Annotated in this window: 15 protein-coding genes; 5 read left to right on the top strand and 10 right to left on the bottom strand. The window is 54.1% G+C overall.

Features of this window, described 5'->3' with window-relative positions; genetic code table 11:
• Positions 1 to 372: 372 nt before the first annotated feature.
• A complete protein-coding gene (gene ruvB, locus F454_RS0112035) occupies positions 373 to 1,389 on the bottom strand; it encodes a Holliday junction branch migration DNA helicase RuvB (protein ID WP_018970910.1) in 1,017 nt (338 codons plus the stop codon).
• 139 nt (positions 1,390 to 1,528) lie between these two features.
• On the opposite strand from ruvB, the gene F454_RS0112025 reads away from it, so the two are divergent.
• The 4 genes from F454_RS0112025 to F454_RS0112010 all read left to right on the top strand — a co-directional run bounded on the left by F454_RS0112025 (position 1,529) and on the right by F454_RS0112010 (position 5,038).
• A complete protein-coding gene (locus F454_RS0112025) occupies positions 1,529 to 2,383 on the top strand; it encodes an ABC transporter ATP-binding protein (protein ID WP_018970908.1) in 855 nt (284 codons plus the stop codon).
• Positions 2,384 to 2,396: 13 nt separating this feature from the next.
• Positions 2,397 to 3,293 (top strand): ABC transporter permease subunit, encoded by an 897-nt coding sequence (locus tag F454_RS0112020; RefSeq protein WP_156817266.1) that lies wholly within the window; start codon positions 2,397 to 2,399, stop codon positions 3,291 to 3,293.
• Between the two features lies 1 nt (position 3,294).
• Positions 3,295 to 4,179 carry a hypothetical protein gene (locus F454_RS0112015; protein ID WP_018970906.1) on the top strand — a complete coding sequence of 295 codons (885 nt, stop codon included), beginning with the start codon at positions 3,295 to 3,297 and terminating at the stop codon, positions 4,177 to 4,179.
• Positions 4,180 to 4,315: 136 nt separating this feature from the next.
• Entirely contained in the window at positions 4,316 to 5,038 is a 723-nt protein-coding gene (locus tag F454_RS0112010) for a metallophosphoesterase family protein (protein ID WP_018970905.1), read from the top strand.
• Positions 5,039 to 5,198: 160 nt separating this feature from the next.
• Here the strand turns inward: F454_RS0112010 and lipB are convergent, their stop codons facing one another.
• The 3 genes from lipB to gltB all read right to left on the bottom strand — a co-directional run bounded on the left by lipB (position 5,199) and on the right by gltB (position 13,359).
• Positions 5,199 to 5,834 (bottom strand): lipoyl(octanoyl) transferase LipB, encoded by a 636-nt coding sequence (gene lipB / locus F454_RS15105; protein WP_018970904.1) that lies wholly within the window; start codon positions 5,832 to 5,834, stop codon positions 5,199 to 5,201.
• A gap of 139 nt (positions 5,835 to 5,973) precedes the next feature.
• A complete protein-coding gene (gene secD / locus F454_RS0112000) occupies positions 5,974 to 8,469 on the bottom strand; it encodes a protein translocase subunit SecD (RefSeq protein WP_169334398.1) in 2,496 nt (831 codons plus the stop codon).
• Between the two features lie 261 nt (positions 8,470 to 8,730).
• Positions 8,731 to 13,359 carry a glutamate synthase large subunit gene (gltB, locus tag F454_RS0111995; protein ID WP_018970902.1) on the bottom strand — a complete coding sequence of 1,543 codons (4,629 nt, stop codon included), beginning with the start codon at positions 13,357 to 13,359 and terminating at the stop codon, positions 8,731 to 8,733.
• A 269-nt stretch (positions 13,360 to 13,628) separates the two neighbouring features.
• Here gltB and F454_RS0111985 point away from each other — a divergent pair, with 269 nt between their 5' ends.
• Complete coding sequence (locus tag F454_RS0111985; RefSeq protein WP_018970900.1) at positions 13,629 to 14,324, top strand: YggS family pyridoxal phosphate-dependent enzyme; 696 nt, start codon at positions 13,629 to 13,631, stop codon at positions 14,322 to 14,324.
• Positions 14,325 to 14,391: 67 nt separating this feature from the next.
• Here F454_RS0111985 and F454_RS0111980 read toward each other — a convergent pair whose 3' ends face one another.
• From F454_RS0111980 to F454_RS0111955, 6 genes are all read right to left on the bottom strand, one after another.
• Complete coding sequence (locus F454_RS0111980; RefSeq protein ID WP_018970899.1) at positions 14,392 to 16,269, bottom strand: sulfatase; 1,878 nt, start codon at positions 16,267 to 16,269, stop codon at positions 14,392 to 14,394.
• 79 nt (positions 16,270 to 16,348) lie between these two features.
• Positions 16,349 to 17,812, bottom strand: coding sequence for a sulfatase family protein (locus F454_RS0111975; RefSeq protein WP_018970898.1), 1,464 nt, complete (start codon positions 17,810 to 17,812; stop codon positions 16,349 to 16,351).
• A gap of 5 nt (positions 17,813 to 17,817) precedes the next feature.
• The gene (locus F454_RS0111970) at positions 17,818 to 19,377 is read right to left on the bottom strand and encodes a sulfatase-like hydrolase/transferase (RefSeq protein WP_018970897.1); all 1,560 of its coding nucleotides are present in this window, start codon (positions 19,375 to 19,377) and stop codon (positions 17,818 to 17,820) included.
• 68 nt (positions 19,378 to 19,445) lie between these two features.
• Positions 19,446 to 21,857 (bottom strand): glycosyl hydrolase family 95 catalytic domain-containing protein, encoded by a 2,412-nt coding sequence (locus F454_RS15100; RefSeq protein ID WP_018970896.1) that lies wholly within the window; start codon positions 21,855 to 21,857, stop codon positions 19,446 to 19,448.
• Positions 21,858 to 21,949: 92 nt separating this feature from the next.
• Positions 21,950 to 22,792: a PEP-CTERM sorting domain-containing protein gene (locus F454_RS0111960; protein WP_083913014.1), complete on the bottom strand. Its 843-nt coding sequence runs from the start codon at positions 22,790 to 22,792 to the stop codon at positions 21,950 to 21,952.
• 73 nt (positions 22,793 to 22,865) lie between these two features.
• Complete coding sequence (locus F454_RS0111955) at positions 22,866 to 23,516, bottom strand: LuxR C-terminal-related transcriptional regulator (protein ID WP_051083303.1); 651 nt, start codon at positions 23,514 to 23,516, stop codon at positions 22,866 to 22,868.
• Positions 23,517 to 23,521: the final 5 nt, after the last annotated feature.

Here is a 23,521-nt window from a genome sequence, read left to right as displayed (position 1 = left end):
ATCGATCTTGGAGATCGTTCTCACGCTATCTGCATCCTTGACCAAGCTGGCGAAACGCTAGAGCAACGCTCAATTACCAATCATCGTGAGAGCCTACGCCGGCTTTGACAAAAGTATCCAGAAGCGCGCATGGTGATGGAAACGGGAACTCATTGATTCAGCTGCTCCTCCAGCAGCTTCACCCCTTCGGGGCACGTCGCATCGCTCCTGTCTTCAATGTCTACAAGCCTTCAGCATTGATGCCCCTGGATTAGCCGCTTTCTTGAACACCTGTGCTTTACCTTATCCTGAATATGAATCTTCTTAAGGCGATGGATGTTCAGGCTTTGGCTTCCAAAGTGGGTTGATTGAGCTACTTGTAGCGCGTGGGCGTTAGAAGAGTTCATCTGGAGCTTTTGTGGGTGAGGCACCTATTTTGGTGTAGGCGGCGGGAAGGGCGACGCGGCCGCGGGGGGTGCGTTTGACAAAGCCTTGCATGATGAGGAAGGGTTCGTGAACTTCTTCTAAGGTGGAGGCGTCTTCGCCAACGGCGACGGCTACTGAGGAGAGGCCTACTGGCCCGCCATTGAATTTGTAGATCATGGATTCGAGGATGCGCACGTCCATTTCGTCGAGCCCATCGTTGTCGATTTCGATCATGGCAAGGGCGTCGATGGCGGTTTTTCCGTCGATGATGCCATTGCCTCGGACTTGGGCAAAGTCGCGTACCCAGCGCAGGAGGTTGTTGGCGATGCGTGGTGTGCCACGTGAGCGTGCGGCAATTTCGCTGGCGCCATCTGGGCGGATGTCGATCTCTAGGAGGGCGGCGGAGCGCGAGATGATGACTGCGAGTTCGTCGCGCGAGTAGTAATCGAGTCGATTGACGAGGCCGAAGCGTGAGCGCAGTGGCGAGGTGAGCATGCCGGCGCGGGTGGTGGCGCCTACGAGGGTGAATTTGGGGAGGTTGAGCTGGATCGAGCGTGCGGAGGGGCCTGAGTCGATGATGATGTCGAGGCGGAAGTCTTCCATTGCGGGGTAGAGGTATTCTTCTACCGCTGGGTGGAGTCGGTGGATTTCATCGATGAAGAGGATATCGCCTTTTTGGATGTTGGTGAGCACGCCTGCGAGGTCGCCTGCTTTTTCGATTTGCGGGCCTGAGGTGGTGTGGAGCTGGGTGCCTGCGGCGCCTGCGATGATGTTGGCGAGGGTGGTTTTTCCTAGTCCAGGCGGTCCGGAGAGGAGGACGTGCTCGAGTACGTCATCGCGTTTCTGAGCTGCCTCGACCATGAGCATGAGGCGGTCCTTGATTTTGTCTTGTCCGTGGAATTCGCTGAATGCGGGTGGGCGCAGCGATTGTTCGTAGTTGGTATCCGGTACGTTGTTGCTTTTTTCGAAGAAGGATTCGGACATAGAAAATTCTCGTTAGGGACGATGACTTGACTAGGTTAGTCTGCCAGCGGCAATGTGCAAGAATGGATGCACGCGATTATCGTTGTCAATTGGGGTGTGCTTCGTATTTTCAACATTGATGGCGCTAGCTAGTTCTAACATGGTGGTTGAGATCCGAGGATTCCGTAAGGAATTTAAGTCGGCATTGTTGAGGAAGCGCTTGGTGGCGGTGAAGGGGCTATCGATGGAGATCGCTGAGGGGGAGGTCTATGGTTTGATAGGGCCGAATGGGGCGGGCAAGTCGACTACGATGAAGGCTTTGCTGGGCTTGCTACAGCCTAGTGCGGGCGAGTGTCGCGTGTTTGGGCACGATGCGAGTAAGGTGGATGCTCGTCACCAGGTGGGTTATTTGCCAGAGAATCCCTACTTTTTTAAGCACCAGACGGCGCGTGAGACCTTGGAGTTTTATGGGAAGCTATGTGGCTTGCGTGGGGGAGGTCTGAAGGCCCGGGTGCAGGAGATGTTGGATTTGGTGCGCCTTGCTGATGCAGCGGAGCGTCGGCTCAGTGGTTTTTCGAAGGGGATGTTGCAGCGGATTGGGCTGGCTCAGGCATTGATTCAAGATCCGAAGTTGTTGGTATTGGATGAGCCGACGGCGGGCGTTGATCCTATTGGTTCGCGCGAGATTCGCGATTTGATTCTGTCGTTGAAAGGACGGGGGGTGACGGTGTTTTTGTGTTCGCATTTGCTCGAGCAGGTGCAGGAGGTTTGCGACCGTGTGGGAGTGATTTATGAGGGGGAGATGGTGGTGCAAGGGTCTGTGGATTCACTCTGCGGTGCTGGCGATGAGGTGCAGCTAAGCGTTGGTGGCTTGGACGATGCTGGCTTGCAATCATTGAGGAGATGGATTGTGGAGCAAGGTGGGTCCGTAGAGGCTATGGCGCGGCGTGAGCGGAGTTTGGAGTCGGTCTTTATTGATGTGGTGACGCAGCGGAAGGGGGGGCACGGTGTCTAGTGCTGGGCGAACGATGATTTTGTCGCCCTCGCGGGTCTGTGTGTTGGCGAGGCAGACGTTTATTCAGGTGCTGCGGATGAAGGTGTTTTACTTTTTGGTGGTATTTGCGGCGATCATGTTGGGGATGCTATGGGTGGATTTTGGTAGTGTGGGGAAGGCTCAGGACTCTGAGCAGAGTTTGAGGGTGATGAAGGGGGCGGCCTTCTTTAGCATGAATGTTTTTGCTGCGGTATTTGCGATCGCTGCTACTGCGTTGTTGATTCCCAAGGATGTGGAGGATCGGACGTTGTACACGATACTGTGTAAGCCTGTGACGCGTTTGGATTATTTGCTTGGGCGCTACTTTGGTGTGTTGGCGATGTTGGCGATTGGGCTACTTTGTATGGATGTGTTGCTCAGCGCTGCGCTGTGGCACACGGTGGAGGGGATGCTGGCGGAGCAGTTGCCAGCGATGCAGGCGCTCGGGTTTTCGCAAGAGCTTATTGATGAACGCGTGACGACCTTGCGTCAGCACGGGGCGGGTGTCGGGCTTCAGCTTGGGGTGTTGGCTGTGTTTTTGAAGGCTGCGGTGCTTGCGGCGGTGGCGCTTTGTTTGTCTACTTTTTCTACTTCGACCTTGTTCACTTTGTTGGCGACCTTGGTGGTGATGGTGGTGGGCTTGATGGTGGATGAGGCGCGCGGTGTGATGGCGGAGTATGCGGCGCATGGGCGTGAGTCAAGGGTGCTTTCGGTGGCGCATTGGGTGGCGTATTTGTTTCCTGATTTTAAGCTCATGAGCCTAGAGGATGCTACGATTCAGGGGCGCATGCTCGAGCTGGGTTTGATCCTGCGCGTGTGCTTGGTGGCGGCGTTGCACGTGTCGATTGCTTTGGTGCTGTCTTGGTTCATTTTTAGAAAAAAGGAGGTGTGAGGTGTTCGGGAAGCTGATCGTTTGCGGTGTTGCTTTGTTGGTGCTTGGGGTGTTGCGTTTGCCGCTTGAGCGGCGACTGAGCGCGCAGCTGAAGGAGGATAGAGTGATGGCGCCATCCTTTGATGCTGAAGCGCGTGCTGGTTTGAGTCAGAAGGCATGGATTGCTAGTTTTGGAAGCCTGCGGCCCGCCTTGGCTGCATACTATTCGTTGGGCGTGATCCGCTACCATTCGGGGCGCGACTGGGAGGGGCTGGAGGAGCGGCTTGAAGAGGTGGTGTTGCTGGATCCGTACAATCCCTTTTACTGGAATACTGGAGCCTGGCATCTGGCCTATAATGCTGCAGCGGATGTCCATGAGGACGCCTCGCTTGCGCCGCTGCAGCGCAAGCAGGGGTTCCGCGAGTGGATTGCACGGGGCGATGCGCTCTACCAACGGGGGATCGAGGCGAACCCTGATGATTTGAAGCTGCGTCTTGAGCGCGCTCGCTTGTGGTCGAACCCACATCGTATTTTAGATTATCCTAAAGTGTTAGGTATTCTACAATCTTGTCTGGATGATCTTGAGCTAACAGATGCTAGAATCCGTCGTATTGAGTTAGATCAATGTTATGCGATGCTGCGTATTCCCGGCGAGGAGCAGTCCGCCTATCAACTGGCTAGAAGGTTGTATTTGAGTGATGTTGAGGGGGCGCCTAGTTCGCTTCGTAATGGGTTGTGCGCGCTTCAGTTGCACCCGAATGTGATCGCGGAGCCGGCGATCCCGATCCAAGAGATCTATGGGTCTAGGGCGAATGCGGTAAAGCTACTCACGCATTATTTGAAGGATTCTGATCCGGATAAACCGCGCTATGGGGTGCGTGATCTTCTGGATGCGCTAGGTCACTAGGCTCAAACAGTTTGGTAACGATTTGGCATCTTTAAATTTATAGATAACGAGCATTTTTTTCTTTCCCTTTGATTCTATCCAGTGCATTGCTCTTAGCAACTACAGCTGATTTCAGCCTAATTTACCTACTGCATTCATGAAAATTGCCTTATTCGGAGACATTCACGCCAACTGGGAAGCTCTCGAGACTGTACTCGCAGATGCCGAGTCTCAGGGCTGTACTAGCTATGTATGTTTAGGTGATGTGGTGGGCTACAATGCTGATCCAGTGAAGTGCTTGGAGAAGATTCAGGAGATGGGCTGTCCTGTGGTGAAAGGAAACCACGATGAGGATGCCGGTGGTGAGCACTCACTAGAGATGATGAACCCAACAGCTGCAGAGGCATTGCAGTGGACGCGTGACCAGCTGAATGCTGAGCAGCGCGAATGGCTAGCACGCATGCGTATGGTGCGTCAGGTCGAAGATTTTACGATCGTGCACTCCACGCTCGATCAGCCAAATGTGTGGAACTATGTGACAAACAAGTTCGACGCAATGTCTAACTTTTCCTACCAGTTCACTCAGGTATGTTTCCACGGTCACACGCACGTGCCGCGCGTTTTTGTGCGTGGTTCCCGCGTGCAGGAAGCCTCACCAGAGATCGTTGAGATCGAGCCAGGCATGAAGTACTTCATCAATGCTGGTTCTGTGGGTCAGCCACGTGATGGCGAATGGCGCGCTTCCTATTGTATTTACGACATGGAAGCGAAGAAGGTGATCTTCCGTCGTCTCGAGTACGACATTGAGACCACCCAGAAGAAGATTCTTGCGGCGGGCCTTCCTAAGGTTCTCGCGGACCGTCTTGCGCAAGGGCGCTAGGTTCTCTTCGCGGTAGCGCGTGAGAAGCCTTGAGCTCTGCGACAACCTAACTGGGTTCTGCGGAGGCTGAGGGACAAGCTTCCCTACCTATAACGCAGGTGTCGCCATGATTCGAGCTAGGGGTATGTGTGCCGCATTTTCGCGGGCGATCAGCGCGCGCTTAGCATTCTAGCTCTTCGAGAGCGGCTTTGATAGTTTTTGCAGCGACAGTGGCGAATTCTTGGGTGCTGATGGGGCGTTTGGCTTCGTGCTCCACGCATGTGATTTTGACGCCATCTAGGCCGCATGGTGTGATTGATAGAAATCCTTGAAGGCTGGATTTGGTGATGTTGATGGCGTAGCCGTGCATGCCGATCCATTTGCGCACACCGACGCCGATGGAGGCGAGTTTGCGCTGCTCTACCCAGACGCCGGTGAGGCCATCGCGGCGCTGCGCATCGATGCCAAATCCCTTGCAGGCGTCGATGAGGCCTTGCTCGATGGCGCGGATGTAGGTGTGGAGGTCTTTACCCAGAGGCTTGAGATCGACGATGGGGTAGCCGACTAGCTGGCCGGGGCCGTGGTAGGTGGCTTGCCCTCCGCGATTGATCTCTACGTAGGGGTGTGGCAGGAGTTCGGGGTTTTTGAGCGATGATTGGTCGCGGGTGCGTCCGATGGTGTAGACCGGGCTGTGCTCAAGTTGGAAGTGGGTGTTTTCGGCATCTTGTTCGAGTACCTGAAGGAGCTTGGCTTCTTGGAGTGCCAGTGCTTCTTGGTAGTCGATATTGTCGCCGAGCCATTCCGTGGTCAGTTGCATGCTGTGGAGTGTGTGGTGGGAACTGAGGGGTGTGAAGTGTGAAGTGTGTCACGTGCAAAGAAAAAGCGCAGCGGGTGAGGCTGCGCTTTGGTGATTGTACAATGCCGGCTACTGGCTGCATGCCAGTAGCTGCTTTGGCTTAAACATCCTCTGGGTTGAGTGCGTTAGGAAGCTCTGTCTCCATGACTTGCTTGCGGAGGTCGGTGCCACGCGCTTTGGAGAAGATGTAAACGATTGGTGATGCGATGAAGATCGAGGAGTAGGTGCCGACGATCACACCGATCATGATGGTGAAGGAGAATGCCTGGAGTGAGGCGCCACCGAAGATGTAGAGCACGAGTACTGACACGAAGGTGGTGACCGAGGTGATGATGGTACGTGAGAGGGTGCTGCTGATCGCGGCATTCATGACATCGGCAACATTGCCAGATTTGATTTTGAGGTCTTCACGGAGGCGGTCAAATACCACGATGGTGTCGTTGATCGAGTAACCTGCAATGGTGAGGAAGGCGCCCACGTGGATGAGTGAGAACTCCTGACCGGTGACGACGAGGATGCCGAGTACGATGAGAATGTCGTGAACCAAGGCGAGGAAGGCGCCGAGGGCGAAGGAAAATTCGAAGCGTAGGGTGATGTAGATCAATACGCAGAAGATGCCGAGGCCTAGGGCCCAGATGGCATTGCTGAGGAATTCGCCGCCGAGGGTGGGGCTCACTTCTGACTGTGAGGCTTCTACAGCGTAGTCGGTTCCAGCATTTGCTTCTGGGCTGAGTGCGGAACTTTGTTCCTTTTTCTCGTCGAAGCCTGTGATGCCAGCGCGGATGGCTGCGACTGCGGAGTCGGCGTCTTCACGGCTTGTTTTGATGGTGAGGAAGGCGTTGCCGTTGGCTGGTTGTTCGATCTGAGCGGAGGCGCCTTTTTCAAGTTTGAGTCCGTCGAGGATCTCCTGTGCTTGTGTGCGGCTGACGGACTGGCCAGCGGGGATTTCGAAGCGAGTCACGCTACCGCCTACGAAGTCGATACCTAGGTGGCTGCCGCCATTGGTGGCGGTGGTGACGATGCCTGCTGCGATGAGGATGGCGGAGAGGGTGAAAGCGATCTTGCGCTTGCCGAGGAAGTCGATGGTCTTCTCAGGCACGAGTGACATGAATTTGACCTTCTTGAGGATGCCTTTGTCTTCCGACCATGCGAAGAGTACGCGGGTGCAGAGGAGTGAGGCGAGCAAGGTGCCGAAGATGCCCATGGTGAGAGTCACTGCGAAGCCTTTGACTGAGCCAGTGGCTTTCCAGAAGAGGATGAGCGCGGTGAGGAGGGTGGTGATGTTGGCATCGAAGATGGCGGAGAAGGCCTTTTCGTAGGCTGCCTTGATCGAGGCGTGCACGGATTTTCCTGCAGCGAGTTCCTCGCGCATGCGCTCGTAGATGAGTACGTTCGCATCGACTGCCACACCGATGGTGAGAATGATGCCTGCAATACCTGGGAGGGTGAATGAGGCATTGAATAGCGCCATGGCGCCGAAGAGGATGAGGACGTTCAAGCCGAGGCCGATGATGGCCACGATGCCGGAGTAGCGGTAGTAGAGGAGGACGAAGACGACGGTGAGTGCGAGGCCTGCGAGACCTGCATTGATGCCCTGGCTGACGGTGGCTTCACCGAGGGTTGCTGAGATGGTGCGCTTGTCGATGATTTCGATGTCGTTCTCCATTGGGTTGGAGAGGCCCTTGGAGAGCTCTTCACACTCGGCGAGGTTGTCGAGGCCGCTGATGACGAAGTTCTTTGAAAGGACTTCGGCTTGGAGAGTGGCGTTGTTGATGACTTTGCCATCGAGAATAGAAACGATTTGGTCGCGACCGGCGGTGAGTGAGCGCGTGAATGTTTCCATTTGCTTTGCGCCTGTTGAGGTGAGTTCGATGTAGACCTGGGTGTTGCTGGTGCGGTCTGGCCATGCGCGTGCGACTTCGCGTCCGGTGAGGCCTGGGCGGCGCTCGACGAGAACGTGGCGAGTGCCTACGATGTTGCCTTCTTCATCTTTGATTTCCTGTGGGTAGGCGCGGTAGCCTGGGATGGTTTCTTCACCGGCAGCCACGAGTCCAGCAAGTCTAGGTGACTGCGGGTGCATCTTGTGGATGGTGAGCTTGGCGGTGGTGGTGAGGATTTTCTCGAGTGCTTGAGCGTCTGCAGGGTCGATGTTTGGGATTTGGATCTCGATGCGGTTGCCTTGCACGGAGACTGGGGCGTCTAGGGTGCCGGACTCGTTGAGTCGGCGCTCGAGGATGGCCTTGGCTGTGTCCATCGATGATGGGGTGAGCTCGATGACCTCGCCAGTTTCTTCGTCGACGTTAGGCTTCACTTCGATGATGAAGGCGGTACCGCCGACGATTTCGATGCCGCCCTGTAGGTTGTGGGCATTGGCGAGTTCTTTTTCACCTTGGATGACCTGGAGCAAGCTGCTCGGAGAAATGATGGCGAAGAAGGAGAATGTGGCGATCAAGAATACGATACCAGATCCTACGTTGCGCTTGATTCTGTCTTTGTCGGTAGCGAGGTACCAGAATAGGAGAACAAGAATAGATACTCCAGCAAAGAGCACCATGGTGGTGTCGCTGCTAGCTGATGATGCGAGTAGTGTTGTCATGTGTTTAAACATCTGCAATGTGCCGTGTTGGCGCGAGGCCAAGCATCCCAAATTCCCAGCGTGGGAAGTGGAGTCGAAAAGTCATGAACTGTCTCGGGCGAACAGTCAATTGATAGTTCAGGAAATTGCAGGCTTCCTGCCGTGTCGGGAGCACTCCTGCCGCTATGCTGATTGTTTCGACACAAAAAAGCCCGCGGGATCTCTCCTCGCGGGCTTTTGTTGATTGATTATTGGCTTGGCGGTTGGAAACCGCCGCCACGTTTACGCCTTTGGCGTGGATGCTGCTTCGTGTTGTTCCTCGGCAGCTTCGAGGGCTGCCTTGGTTTTAGGGATGACACGGATGAGCTTCTTGCAAGTTTTCTCCCAGTTTTCGAGGAGATCCTTGGCGCGTGGTGAGCCGGTGAGTTCCGCATGCTTTTCGATGAGTGCTTTGGCTTCTGCTTTGTCTTCGCAGCGCTTGATCGGAAGGGCCACGACCATTTCGGTGTTGATGCGTGACTGGAAGCGACCATCTTCGTCGTAGACGTAGGCGGTGCCGCCGGACATGCCAGCGCCGAAGTTGAGTCCAGTGGTTCCGAGGATGACGATGAGGCCGTTGGTCATGTATTCACAACCGTGGTCACCGACTCCTTCTACGACTGCCTTGGCACCGGAGTTACGAACACCGAAGCGTTCGCCAGCACGACCATTGAGGAAGGCTTGGCCGCCAGTGGCGCCGTAGAAACAGGTGTTGCCTACGATGGAGTTTTCGTGAGCTACGAATTGTGCGCCAGCGTGTGGTCTGATGGTGATCTGACCGCCAGACATGCCTTTACCGACGTAGTCGTTGCCTTCACCAGTGACATTGATTTCGATGCCTGGGCTGAGGAAGGTGCCGAGCGACTGACCAGCTGAGCCGGTGAAGTTGAGCTGGATCGAGCCTGCTGGGAGGCCAGCCTTGCCGAATGCCATGGCGACGGCGCCTGAGGTGCGTGTGCCGAGGTTTCGGTTGGTGCTAACCGCCTTGTAGTCAAGAGCGATAGGTGCGCGGTCTGCGAGCTCTGCGAACTGAGCAATGTTCTGCTTGGACTTGATGTCTTCAATGATTTGGACATCGAGTTCAGGCTTGTGGATGCCGTCGTTGCGTTCGTCGACGTTGATGAGGGAGACCTCGCTTGGGTCGAGATCGAAGGCGCGTGCTGTCTCAGCGACCACGTCTTTGAGGACTGGTGAGAGATCGAGCGAGTTTGCCTTCGGGTGCTCAGGGACGTGGCGTTGCTTGAGGAATTCTGGGCGACCGATGAGGTCGTCGAGCTTGCGGATGCCGAGCTGGGCCATGATCTCGCGTGCTTCTTGGGCGACGCCATTGAAGAAGTTGATGACCATTTCTGGAGTTCCCTTGAACTTGGAGCGCCACTTTGGATCGGTGGTTGCTACGCCGACCGGGCAGTTGTTGAGGTGGCACTTGCGGACGTAGACACAGCCCATGGCAATCATGGCGGTGGTTCCGAAGTTGAATTGCTCAGCACCGAGGATGGCTGCGGTGACGATGTCTTTACCATTCTTCATGCCGCCGTCAGTACGGAGGGTGATCTTGGAGCGGAGGTTGTTCATCACGAGCGTCTGCTGTGCCTCTGCAAGTCCGAGCTCCCATGGGAGGCCGGTGTGCTTGGTGGAGGAGAGCGGAGATGCTGCGGTGCCGCCGTCGTGACCTGAGATGAGGATGTTGTCCGCATCTGCTTTTGCCACACCGGCTGCGATGGTGCCGACACCAGCTTCGGATACGAGCTTCACGGTCACTTTCGCGTATGGGTTCACTTCCTTGAGGTCGTGAATCAGCTGGGCGAGATCTTCAATCGAGTAGATGTCGTGGTGCGGCGGTGGTGAAATGAGCTGCACACCTGGCTGGGTGTTACGCAGGCGGGCGATGATGCCATTGACCTTGTGGCCAGGAAGCTGACCACCTTCACCAGGCTTAGCGCCTTGTGCCATCTTAATTTCGAGCTCGTCCGCATTGACGAGGTAGTGAGCGGAGACACCGAATCGGCCAGAGGCAATCTGCTTGATCGCGGAGCGAGCGAGGTCACCATTCGGGTACTCAGTGAAACGGACTGGGTCTTCACCGCCTTCACCAGAATCGGACTTGGCGCCGATGCGGTTCATGGCAATCGCGAGTGTCTCGTGAGCCTCTGGAGAGAGCGCACCCATGGACATTGCGGCTGTGGTGAAGCGTGTGCGAATGGTTTCGATTGGCTCGACTTCTTCGATCGGGATCGGGCCATTGCTGGATGGTGCGAACTCAAGGAGGTCCTTGATGGTGATCGGGTGGGTGTCGAGTGATGCTTTGACATACTCGGCGTAGTCTTCCGCCTTGCCAGTTTTGACGAAGGTGTGGAAGTTTTTGATGTAGTCGGTGGTGATCGCGTGACGTTCACCGGACTTACGGTATCGGTTGTAGCCTGGGTCGCCAAGCGGGAGTGCTTCGGTGACTGCTGCGCCGTCTTCGATGATGTCTTTGTAGGCTGCCTTGTGGCGGATGATGGATTCTTCTGCGATGTCTGCAAAGCCGATGCCGCCGATGCGGGACACGCAGCCAGTGAAGCAGAGGTCGATGACTTCCTTGCCGATACCAACGGCTTCAAAGATTTGAGCGCCTTGGTAGGAATTGAGTACAGAGATGCCCATCTTGGACATGATCTTGAGGAGACCTTTTTCGAGTGCCTTGCGGTAGTTGGTCATGGCCTTTTCGGGGGTCATGCCTTCGCCGAGCTTGCCCTTGGCGTCGTTGGCGACGACCTGGCGTACTGTGGCGTAACCGAGGTATGGGCAGACGGCGGTGGCGCCGAAGCCGAAGAGCATGGCCACGGTGTGGGTGTCGCGTGCTTCAGCGGTCTCTACAACGATGGATGCGCGCATGCGCTTCTTCACGCGGTTGAGGTGGTGGTGCACTGCGCCGGTGATCATGAGCGATGGGATTGCCACGCGTTCGATGTCGGCTGCTTTGTCGGAAAGGATGATCACGTCGACGCCTTCGTCGACGGCTTTTTCAGCTTCTGCGCAGACTGCTTCGACGGCTGCTTTGAGGCCAGCTCCGCCATCTGCGAGTGCCCAAGTGGTGTCGATGATGCGGTTGTTGAACCCATGCTCTCCCATTTCCTTGATGCGGTCCATTTCGTGTTCGAGGAGGATGGCGGATTCGAGGTTGAGGACGCGAGCGTGCTCTGGGCTCTCGTTGAGAAGGTTCTTCTCGGCACCGAGTCCGGCTTCTAGTGACATGACCGCCCACTCACGAATCGGGTCGATTGGTGGGTTGGTGACCTGAGCGAAGAGTTGCTTGAAGTAGGTTTGGAGAAGTCGTGGGTAGTGTGAGAGTGCGGCTAGTGGGATGTCGCAGCCCATGGAGAACACAGCTTCCTGTGCGCCCTTGATCATGGGTGGGAATACCATGTCGAGCTCTTCATCAGAGATCGCATTGGCGAGCTGCATGCGTGAGAGTGTCACGGCGTCGTAGTCTTCAGCTGGCACGATGGCTTCGTGGGAAACGTAGTCCTTGAGTTGGACTTGGTTTTCATCGACCCAGCGGCCGTATGGGGCTTGCTTGGCGAGGCGTTCCTTGACTTCGCGGTCGAGCTCGAGTTCGCCAGTTGCGGTGTTTGCGACCATGGTTTGGCCTGGTCCGAGGCGACCTTTGGCGATGGCCTTGTTTTCGTCGCATTCGATACAGCCGATTTCAGAACCCACGTAGAGGAGTCCGTCGTCGAAGAGTGCGTAGCGTGATGGGCGGAGACCGTTGCGGTCGAGGCCGGCGCAGATTTTCACACCATCGGTGAAGACGAGGCCAGCGGGGCCGTCCCATGGCTCGGCGAAGGAGCTGTGGTATTGGTAGAAGTCGTAGACTTCTTCAGAGATCTCGTTGTCGTTGCGGTATGCAGGTGGCACGAGCATGCACATGGAGTGCTCGATGTCGCGGCCGGAGAGGGTGAGGAGTTCGAGACAGTGATCGAGTGATGCTGAGTCTGACTCGTTGTCTTTGACGAGGTTCTTGACGAGCTCGATGTCTTCGCCCCAGACTTCGGAATTGAAGAATTCTTCACGGGAAGCCATCCAGTTGCGGTTGCCGCGCACGGTGTTGATCTCACCATTGTGAGCCATCATGCGGAACGGCTGACCAAGTGGCCAAGCTGGGAAGGTGTTGGTGGAGAAACGCTGGTGGTAGACGGCGATTGCGGTCTCGAAGTCAGGGTTCTGCATGTCCAGATAGAACGCGCGGAGCGTGGCTGGCATGGCGAGGCCCTTGTAGGAGATGAGGCGTGCGGAGAGTGTGGGGATGTAGAAGTCTGCCACGTCGGAAGTGGCGTGCTCTATGGTGCGACGCACGAGGTAGAGTTGGCGCTCGAAGTGGAGGTCTTCCCAGCCAGATGGCTTGGTGACGATGAGGTGCTGGATGTCTGGGCAGGACTTCTGCGCTTGCACACCGAGTTCGTCCTTCGCCACTGGCACTTGGCGCCAGCCGATGAATGTGATGCCACGTTCAGCGAGTGTTTTTTCAGCGAGTTCTTGGATGTTCTGGGCTGCTTCCGCGTTGTTGTTGGGGAAGAAGAAGACACCAACTCCGAGGTCGTCAGCATTTTCAACTGTCGCGCCAAGCTTCTCGGCTTCTTGCTTGAAGAGTTTGCGCGGGATTTGCGAAAGGATACCTGAGCCGTCACCGGTTTTCATGTCGGCGTCGACACCACCACGGTGGGTCATGTTGCAGACTGATTCGACCGCTTTGTTAAGAATGTCGAATGATGGAACACCATTGATATTTGCAATGGCGCCCATGCCGCAGTTGTCACGCTCATTGCTGAACGAGTGAAGCGAGCCGGTAGTATCCGGAGTGAATCGTTGGTCGTAAGGGCTGATCTTCATTTCCAAGTTGTTGATAGTGAAAGTTTTGTCCGACTTCTGGTGTACCAGAAGCTTGCTCTAGTTCGTTGTCTAGAGCTGAAGGGCTGTGCATTTAAGATGTTTCAAGGCTACTTGGAAAGCGTAAATGTCGGATCTGGTGAATTGTTAGTAAAATACGGCTCTGAAGAGCTGGTGGAAAGGTTTGCAATCATTGAAGAAGCTTAGACTTTCTGTGGTTTTTGTCCGCTGAATGGTGTTGCGTTTTTCGCGCGATTCGGAACAATGGCGGCATGACTGAAGTGGCTGAGAATTTGGGGCAGATTAAGCAAGCGATGGCTGCGGCGAGCGAGCGCTCTGGGCGTTCTGTTGATGCTGTGAGCTTGGTTGCGGTGTCAAAGACTTGGCCAGTGGAGCACGTGCAGCTTGCGGTGGATGCGGGGCAGATGGTGCTGGGTGAGAACAAGCTTCAGGAAGGTCAAGTGAAGATCCCAGCGATGGATCCAGCGATTGAATGGCATTATATCGGTGGTTTGCAGCGCAACAAGGTACGCAAGGTTTTTGGATTATTCCAGTATGTGCACAGCATCGATTCGATGAAGCTTGCGCGCTACGCCGATGGGGTGGCTGCTGACATGGGGATCGTGCCTCGCGTGTTGCTGCAGGTGAATATTGGTGGGGAGCTGAGCAAGGGAGGATTTGAATTGGATGAGATTCGCGCAGGGTTTTCCGAGCTGGTGGCCCTTGAGCATCTTGAGGTGAGGGGGCTGATGTGTATCCCGCCAGCTGTGGCTGACCCCGATCAGGTGCGGCCGTTTTTCCGTGCGATGGTGCATCTCAAGGATGAACTAGAGACCAAGCACGGGGTGAGTCTGCCCGAACTCAGCATGGGGATGAGTGGGGACTTTGAGGTGGCAATCGAAGAGGGCGCCACCATGGTGCGGGTCGGTTCCTCGATCTTTGGAGCCAGGAATTACAGCCCTCGTTGAATTGAGCCCAAAGAGGTTTCTGTAGCAGCTCGGCTGTGAGAGGAGCCCCCGAGTGTCGTCCGTGGCGCTATCTGTCTACAGCCAGTGCTTTTGTGGAATACTTTTCCTTGCTGGCAGCCTTCCTATCGAGCATTTCTGGGTAGCTGACCAAGAAATTATTTTCATCAATCAAGTTGAGAACATAGTGGGTGGTACCGTTGGGCAGCTTGGCTGTGACTGTTTGATTTGCTTTTAGCTCGGCGGGTTCGCGAAACCATTCCTCGTAGCGGTGACCGCCATTGAGGGTGTAGATAAGCTGAGCTCGTAGCACCTTCGCTCCATGTTCTTCGAACTGGAAATGCACCTGATTGCCGACTTGCTGGTGCGAGGTGACTGAGCAGACAGATTCTTTGTGCTGCAGCTTGTGGCGCGTGGCCGGGTTGAAATAGGGATAGCTCGCTTCCATCTCGGTGAGGATTTCGCTGAGCTTTTGATTCATCGCCATGGCTTTTTCAGGCATTTGTTCCGCTAGGTTTTGAGCTTCCTCGATGTCTATGCGTTGCTGCTTGCCTTCTTTGCTTTGGTAGAGTTGGAAGAGTTCTAGCTCTGGGGTTCTGGGGTTGTCGACGTGATCGTAGTTTCGCACGAGTTTGAAGTCACCGACGCGGATCGTGCTTTCGAGTGCGATGCTGTTGGGGAAATGCCACACCATGGTATCGCGAGGTGAGCCGTCGGACTCTTTCACAAGGGAGGGATCCGTGGGGTTGTTTGCCAACAATGCTGCGATGTCGCAGCCGTCGAGTTGCTTGTCTGATGGAAGGTCTGCGCCGGTCCAAGTGAGGATGGTGGGGTAGAAGTCGAGTCCATTGACCATCACGTCTGACTGGACTCCTGCTTGAATGTTGGGGCCAGTGATAATGAGTGGGACGCGTGTGCCTCCTTCCATGGCTGAGATTTTACCGCGATCTAGCGGGTAGTTGTCGGTGATGATTTCACCTGGGTGTTTTTCCATGCCGCCGTTGTCGGAGGTGAAGATGATGTAGGTGTTTTCACTGAGCGTGTGCCCAGGCCAGCGTGGGTCGTCAGTCGTCTCAAGGTATTGGATTAATTGACCCACGTAGTAGTCGAGCTCTTCAACCATTGCGCAGTAGAAGGGATTGCTTTGACCTTCACCGTTCCATTCATTGGGTTTTTGGGGGAGTTCGACTCCCAGTTTTTTGCAGTATTTCTTTAGTAGGCGCTCGTTGCGTGTCTGGATCGGAGTGTGAACCAACCACGTGGCGTAATAGAGGAAGAACGGTTGATCTTTGTTTTCCTTAACAAAGGTTAGAGCGTCCTCACTGTTTTGGTGATAGGCGAAGCCATTTTCGTCGAGGCGGTAGGGATCATCAGCCCTTGATGTGGCGAAGCCGGTGAGGCGGTTGGGCTTCATGAGTTTGGTGATTCCTAGGTTGTGTCTGCTCCAGTCGAAGCCTTGATCTTTTGGTTGTGGGAATGCGTTGTGGTTGATGGCCATGTGCCACTTACCGCAGTGGCCAGTGGTGTAGCCATTGTGTTGGAGTACCTTGGCCAGCGTGACTTCATTTTCTGGCATGCGTCCGCTGTACCATGGAGCCATCATGCGGTGTTGAAGCTTGTTGTATGGGGTGGGTGGCGCTCCGCCAACCACATGGGTTTTTTGAGCTCGAGCTGGGTGTTTGCCGCTCATGATGGCGCAGCGCGTGGGAGCGCAGGTGGGAGCGGGGGAATAGCCTTGCCAAAACATCACACCTTTTTGCGCTAGAGCGTCGATGTTTGGGGTTTCCATAGGCGATGGTGCATCGATGTCATAGCACTTCACATCCTGCCAGCCGAGGTCATCGGTGAGGATGAGGATGACATTGGGTTGTTCTGGGCGTTGAGCGGCAATGCCGGGTGTGCTGATCGCGCAGAGGAGGCTGAGTGAGGTGAGTAGTGTGAATTTCATGGTGTTTGGTTATCTAAATACGTCAGAAGCGTGGTATTATTGCGAAGTTTCTCAAACTATGAGTCATGCATGAAGTGGCTCATTTGCCACTCTTCCAGAGTTTGATTTCCTGCAGATCGTTTTGAGCTTGAGGTCCTTTGGTGCTTCTGCCCATTGCCACATCGGATTCCAACTGCGCTAGGAGGCGCGCTACAAGTTCGGGGTGAGTCGTGTAGAGATTGGTGGTTTCACCTGGATCGTTTTCTAAATTGTAGAGCTGCGCTACCGGCGCTTCGGTCTTTTTAGCATCGGTTTCCTTAGGGGCAGTCCACCCACCGGAGCCACGCGCTAACAATAATTTCCATTTTCCTTCACGGTACGCAAAGTGTCCACTGATTGAGTGGTGAATCACTCCCTTGCGGGAGGACTTGATGGGTTTCCCTGAAAAGGCAGGTATGATGCTGACGCTATCTTCTGCAGCATTATCTGGTAGCTGAGCTCCGAGCAGGTCGGCACAACTGGCAAATAAGTCGGTGTGGCAGATCAGTTGGTCTGAGTGTGTTCCTGGTTTGATCTTGGCTGGCCAGCGCACGAGGAATGGCACGCGATGGCCACCTTCCCATAGGTCTGACTTGGAGCCACGTAAATGCGCGCTTGGGAAATGGCCTTTATTTTCTAGCCTGCTGAATTGAGCTGCTTTTGAGCAACCGTTGTCTGCAGTGAAGATGACCAGGGTATTATCAGTGAGACCGCAGCGATCGAGGGCATCGAGAATCTCGCCGACTCCAGCATCGGTCTGCATCACAAAGTCCGCATAGGGAGAAATACCACTTTTTTTCTGCCATTCAGGGGTGGGTACGATTGGTGTGTGAGGGGACCCATAAGGGACGTATAGGAAGAAAGGTTTGGCTTGGTCTTTCTTTGCGTGATTCTCAATGTAGCGCACGGCTTTATTGGTGACGCGCGGGAGCATGTTGATGACTGGGTCGTGTGCGATCACGGTATCATTTTCGATCACACCTTCCATGTCGCCAGCGTGGTGAAAGCCGTGGAAGTAATTGAAACCTCGGTGTACTGGCCCATCTGGAATTTTACTTCCTACTGGAGCGAGCGCTTTTCTTTTGATGCGTTTGAGTGTTTTTCCTGTGCTTGGGTCGGTGTATTGAAAATTCAAATGCCATTTTCCAACAATGGCGGTGTCATAGCCATGTTGTTGGAGGAACTTGGCCACTGTGGGGCGGTCTTCTGAGATGAGGCAGGGTGCGAACCCTTGAACGACACCAGACTGTAATGTACTGCGCCAGCTGTAGCGACCAGTGAGGATCCCATAGCGGGTGGGGGTGCACACGGATGAGCCGGAATGGGCGTCGGTGAAAATCATGCCTTCCTTGCCGATGCGGTCCATTGCCGGCGTTGGGATCTTGCCACGCTCGGGATTGAGCAATGACACATCGCCATAGCCCTGATCATCAGTAAGGATGTAGACGATGTTTGGTTTGCTGGCTGCCTGGAGTGTTGCCGAGGAAATGCATAGGGCTGCTAGGAATCTGGTGAAGCGGTTCATGATACTTAGTTTGCGAGTTCCTCAACGAGGGTTTGGCAGCGCTTGCGTTGCGCGGCGAGAACCGAGGAGTATTCAGGGTTGGTTGCTAGATTGACTTGTTCTTTCGGGTCTTTGCTCAAGTCGAAGAGTTCTTCATAGATCGGCTTTTCTCCATTGATTGAGGCATCGGGTAAGTATTGTTTTCGGTCGTTTTCACGGCTGAAGTAGCGGATGTACTTGAACTTCTCCCCACGCACGGACTCAGCTCTTGGGTATTCTTGGTCGGTGAAGAGGTTTTCAAAAAACACATCGTTGCGCCAATTTGAGGTGTCACCCTCCAGCAAGGGCACCATGCTTTTACCTTGGTAGGTATCGGGCACGTCTAACCCGCACATGTCGAGAATGGTGGCCGGGATATCCTGACCAACCACGAGAGAATCGAGACGTTGACCGGCCTTGGATTGTTCCATGAATGGTGAGTAGATGATCAAGGGAACGTGAACTGATTCTTCGTAGAGCATGCTTTTGCCACTGATGCCATGTTCGCCGTAGATCAATCCATTGTCTGAGCAAAAGATGATGATGGTATTCTCGCTTTCTCCAATCTGCACGAGGAGATCACGGAGGTTTTTGATGTATTGGTCGATTCCGAAGACTGCGCGCGCTGTCTTCAGCTTCGTGTTGCGCAATGCTTTTCCTTTGAGTCGGTAGTAGCCGGGCATTTTCTTGATGCTGAGAACCTCATCAGGAAATAAGGGTGTGTCTCTAGGGATGATGATCTGATCTTGCTTCTCCTCGTAGAGTGTCGAGTAGAATTCTGGGTCGCTCGGAAGCGAGCCCATCCCGCCGAGGCTCGATTGATGGGGCAAATTTAAATTCACCCAAGCACAGAATGGCTTCTTAGGGTCGCGCTTCTTGAGCGATGCTTTCACCTTGGGGTCTGCGTTTTTATAGAAATAATCAAAGTCTTCATCAGTCGCTAAATAGGCCTTGGTCGCTTCGAAAAGCCCTTCGGTTTGCGATGTGTTTTTTAAGTTCGAAAACTCTTTATGCTTTTTCGCTGGGTGGAAGCCCAGGTGGCCCTCAGCAAAATAACAAAAATCAATATGATCTCTGAGTGGCGTGTTGTTGCGGTCCACAATTTTGGTGTGGTGTTTGCCGAGGAAGGCGGTCGAGTAACCTGCCTGCTTGAGCTGCATCAAGAAGCTATTTTCGAAGACTTCCTGTGAAATGATATTTTTTGATAGAAAGTTAAAACCAATACGGTTTTTGCGTTCCCATTGGCCGGTAAAGATGTTTGCCCGGCTGGGGCCGCAGATCGGGCTGGTGACGAATGCTTGATCGAAGAAGACCCCGTCAGCAGCCAATTGATTTAGGTGCGGTGTCTGAGTGATGGGATCTCCTGTCATCCCAAGCGAATCATAGCGTTGGTCATCGGAAAACACAAAGATCACATTGGGCTGGTTAGGCTGCTGTGCGCTCTTTGCTTTAGTGCTCAAGTTGCTTCCCAGCAGCAGTCCCACGCAGGCAGCGTGAAGCAGGGAGATACCTAAGAGGGAATCGAGGTTGAATGCGTTTGTTTTCATGGTTGATAGCTTGAAATTCTGGGTGCGAGGGGGGAGTCCGAATGGAATATTCTCCCAGGGGTCGGTAGTTAGTTTCTTTGGTAGAATTGATGCCCCGGGAGGCGCTTTGTCTTGTCACTCAACCCAAACAAGTGGTGATGACTTTGATCCATTGGTAGTGGCGAAATGACTAGGTCAGTATCAGCCAGATTTACGGGGGTGAAGATCACGGTTTCCCCTTTATTCAAATCGATCGAGTAGCAGCCTTGCGCAGTGAGTTTCACTTTGCTCTTTGGTGCCTCAGTTCCGTTGATGTAAATTTTAGCATTCGAGATGTCAGTCTGTACCGTGCAAGGGGATCCAGCCAAGCTCTCGACTGAGACAAACTGAGTCGCGCCATCTCGTTTCTTTGCGCTGACGAGAAAGGCTCCCTGAGTACGCAGATTGTGGAAGGCGAGGTCTGTCCATCTCTTTGGAGTTCCGCGGAATACGCGGATGCAGCCACCCCAACTCTGCAGGAGCATGTCGTGCAGTGCGGTGGCAAAGGAAAGTGGGCTCTCGATTACCGGATTTCCTTCAGCGTACATGGTCGTGGTGGAGACATTTCTATGCTGGATGAGGAAATCTAAATAGTGGTAGGCCTTCTCTGGTTTTCCAGCCATGGCATACATGGAGGCGGCCCCCGTAGCGGTGTAGCCAGTCACTGGCATCGCAGTGTCTTTCTGCGCGCCGTTGATGCTCGTGTCGAGCCAGTGGTCCAGCGACTTGGTTAGGAGATCGACGCCTTCTGGTGCGTCGGGTTTGAGAACAGCCAAGGGGTAGAATGCGAGTAAGTGTGAGTAGTGGCGATGCGGCTTATCAAAGGGGATGTCCTTGCCAATGCGCAGACCGTTATCATCAATTTGGAACGCGACCAAGTGGTCGATTATGTGTTGCCATTCGCTCGATAGCGGGTCATCCAATGCAAATTCTTGATTGATATTTAAAAGCGTCTGGCAAGACCAGCGGAGGAGTGCGAGGGTGAAGTTGACGTCTTGGCCATTCCCACCAGGGTATTCTGGCGACCAACTGCGTTTGATGTGCACTGTGCCATCTGCAGAAGGTACTTGATTGTCTTTGAGGTAGTTTAAGTAGCTGTTTACCGTTTGTTTGAGCAGGGGGAAGAGCCCGTCGCGCATCCGTTCTCTATCGCCAGCGTATTCACAATGTAGCCAATAGTTGTGCATGATCCACGCCAACATGTCGGGCACTTTGGCCTTGTTGTTGGCTAAGCAATTCTGCGGGAAACAAGCAGCAATGGCGGCGCTATCTTTCCATCGCTTTGGAACATTTTTTGACAGATTCGCAGCGTATTTATCTAGGTTGTTTGGCAGTGATTCGCCAACTGCCATTCGATTGGCTGTCAAGTGGGTCCAGTACTGCAATTGCACGTTCAAATCGCCCCAGACCATTGGCCAGAAGGTGTCGTGGTACCATGGACCCATTAGGTCGAGGATTGGGCCATTTTCACGCATGGCTGAGCCAAGTTTGTACATTTGAATCCAATAGAATGCTTCCTTTTCTGGGTCCTTGAGGGTGAGAAAGCTCTGTGGGTAATAGGCATGCCACCAAGCTCGGTGTGAGCTGAAGAAATCGCCGTCTAGCATCAGGGCGCGTCCTCGATTGAGAGATGATTCTACGGTTTGTTTGCTATTGGTTTCACCCGGAAAACAATGGTGGACGCTGGCGAGGAGCTGTTGTTTGCCAGTGGTGCTACCATCGATCGTCCACCCTGTGGTTGTTTCACCACGTTGCTGATGGAGTTGTTGCAGGCAGAAGTGGGTCCCTTGTTGTGTGCTATGCACGGGTTCTGGTGCGAGTGGGTAAGGAGCCTTTCGCATGTTATCCCAGCTGCCGCCCTTGGGCCCGCGCCCAGCATCCAACGTTTTGCGCACGGAGGAGTAGGGAATGGCTGGCTTCCAAGTGATCTCTACCGACTCACCGTCTACCGCATCGGTTTCGAAGTAGATCACATCCAATTGGCTGTGTGAGAGCGCGCGCACCTTGTAGGAGCCACGCGTGGTGGAGACCGTGCCAGTAAGCTCGGCATCCCAGAGTCTCAGCCGCAGGTCCACACCCGTGATGTCACCTTGAGATTGTAGTTCAAAGTGTCCTAGAGGGAGTCTGCAGCGATAGATCCACAAATGTTCCTTAGCCCCTTCAGGCAAGCGATGGTCGTAGTAGTCGTGTCGGCCAGTATGGATGGACATCACATTCTTACTTTTCCCTTGGTAGAAGAGAAAGCCTACATTGCCATTCCCCGAGTAGGGAGCGTGCTCCCAGCGTTTCGGAACCATTTCCCATGTCATATCATGACGCGAGAGAAAGGACTCCCAATCGATGTTGAATTGGGCTGGCTTCGAGAATGAGAGCTGACTAGAGGCTAGAATGACGATGCTTGCCCAGCAATGGATAAGAGCGCGGATAGACATATCAATGGGCGAGATGCGGGTGGCAGTCATGCTAGGCGATATTCATCGAATGGGAGTGTCATTGAATCACTCTAGCATGTGCGCCCAGGGTGCTGCAATGTGTTCTTATTCTGATGTTTGTGTTAGCGGCGGCGTCGAGTGAGTAATGTGAGGGTACTGAGTCCGACGAGTGCCAGGCTGGATGGCTCTGGAACGGCAGTTGCAGTGACGGTGAAGCTTGCTCCGTTGTCCTGGAAGTCGAGTGCTAGCCCGGCTCCCACACGCAGGTTGTTATTGGTGTCAGCCTGCAGGCTTGCGAAGTTTGCGTACGCTCCGCCGTAATTGGCTGTGAAGGAGCTACCAGCAGCATCAAATTGGAAGTAACTATTGGTGAGGTTGTTGCCTATGTCAAAGCGTTCGTCGACACTTCCGGTGGAGATGAGGGAGCCTCCATTGAGGGTGAAGGTGACGTGCTTGTTATTGTCTCCGTAGAGAGTGAGGCCGCTGTTGATATTTAAGATGCCGTCTGCATTTACCTGATAATTGAGTGTGGTGTCTTTGTAGCGACGGAGGAGGTAACTCGCATTGTTTATGTTGACCGTGACATCGCCAGCTAGTCCGAGACCGTCGCCAACGGTGAGCCATGTTCGAGAAGTTTTTGAAATAGGTCCATCGTCGAAGCTGCTAGAGAGATCCAAAGCAAAGCTGCCGCCGCTGTTGAATTGGAGGTTGGAAGCATTGGTGCTAAGGTCACTGCTAAAGCTGGGGATGTTTGCCGTGGGCATGTTGCTTCCATCGAAGATGATGGTGTCGAAATTATCAGGTCCGGTAGGAGATGATAGGCTGGAGGGCGCTGAGCCACCGGCCCAATTCCCTGAGTTAAGCCAGTCTTGGTCGTTGGCATTGCCGTTCCAAATGTATGTTGCAGCTGAAGTGATCCCGCTTGTGCAGAGACAAGCCATTGTTGCGAGGGCTGAATATTTCATAGCCTCGAACCGTAGAAACTTTGCACTCTTTTCGTCTATAGCGTGTTCACGTCATAGGCTGTGTGTGGCAGCGTTATTCAGCTGAGAACAACCGGATGGCGTATGCTTTGGTGATGGCTTCAGCAGCATTGCGCACACGCATTTTTCTATAGATGTTTCTCACGTGTGAATCGACGGTGTAGTAGCTAATCCCTAGGCTGTCACTGATTTCTTTTTTCACCATCCCGTCGCCTAAAAGGCGTAGGACTTCGATTTCTCGATCTGTGAGCACCTCGTCTCTTCCATTTTCATAAATTGGAGAGGTTTTTGGTTTGATCTGGCTAATGATGTACTTGGCCACCGCCGAGTCTAGTAAGGTGCCACCCGCTGAGATCGAGCGAATCCCACCCAGGATGCTGTCGATCGTGGAGGACTTGAGCAAGTAGCCAGCAGCTCCCATGCTGATGGCGGCTACGACATCCGCTTCTTGATTTGAGTTGGATAGTACCAGGACCTGTTTGACCGCGGGGTACTCGAGGATCTGAGGCAGCGCTACGAGGCCATTCATGCCTGGTAAATTTAAATCCAGCAGAATGAGGTCTGGTTGCTCAGAGGCGTCTGATTCGGCAAGCTTCCTCAAGGCTATCTCAGCCGTGCCGAAGGCAGCATAAAGCTCTATGTCATGTTCCTTCTCAAGGGCGAATTCGAGCACGCTGCGGTATTCTAGGTTGTCTTCCACTAGCATGACTT

Source organism: Rubritalea marina DSM 17716 (assembly GCF_000378105.1).
GTDB classification, from domain to species: domain Bacteria; phylum Verrucomicrobiota; class Verrucomicrobiia; order Verrucomicrobiales; family Akkermansiaceae; genus Rubritalea; species Rubritalea marina.
Note: the sequence above shows the minus strand (reverse complement) of the source record. Positions and strands in the feature narration are given on the sequence as shown.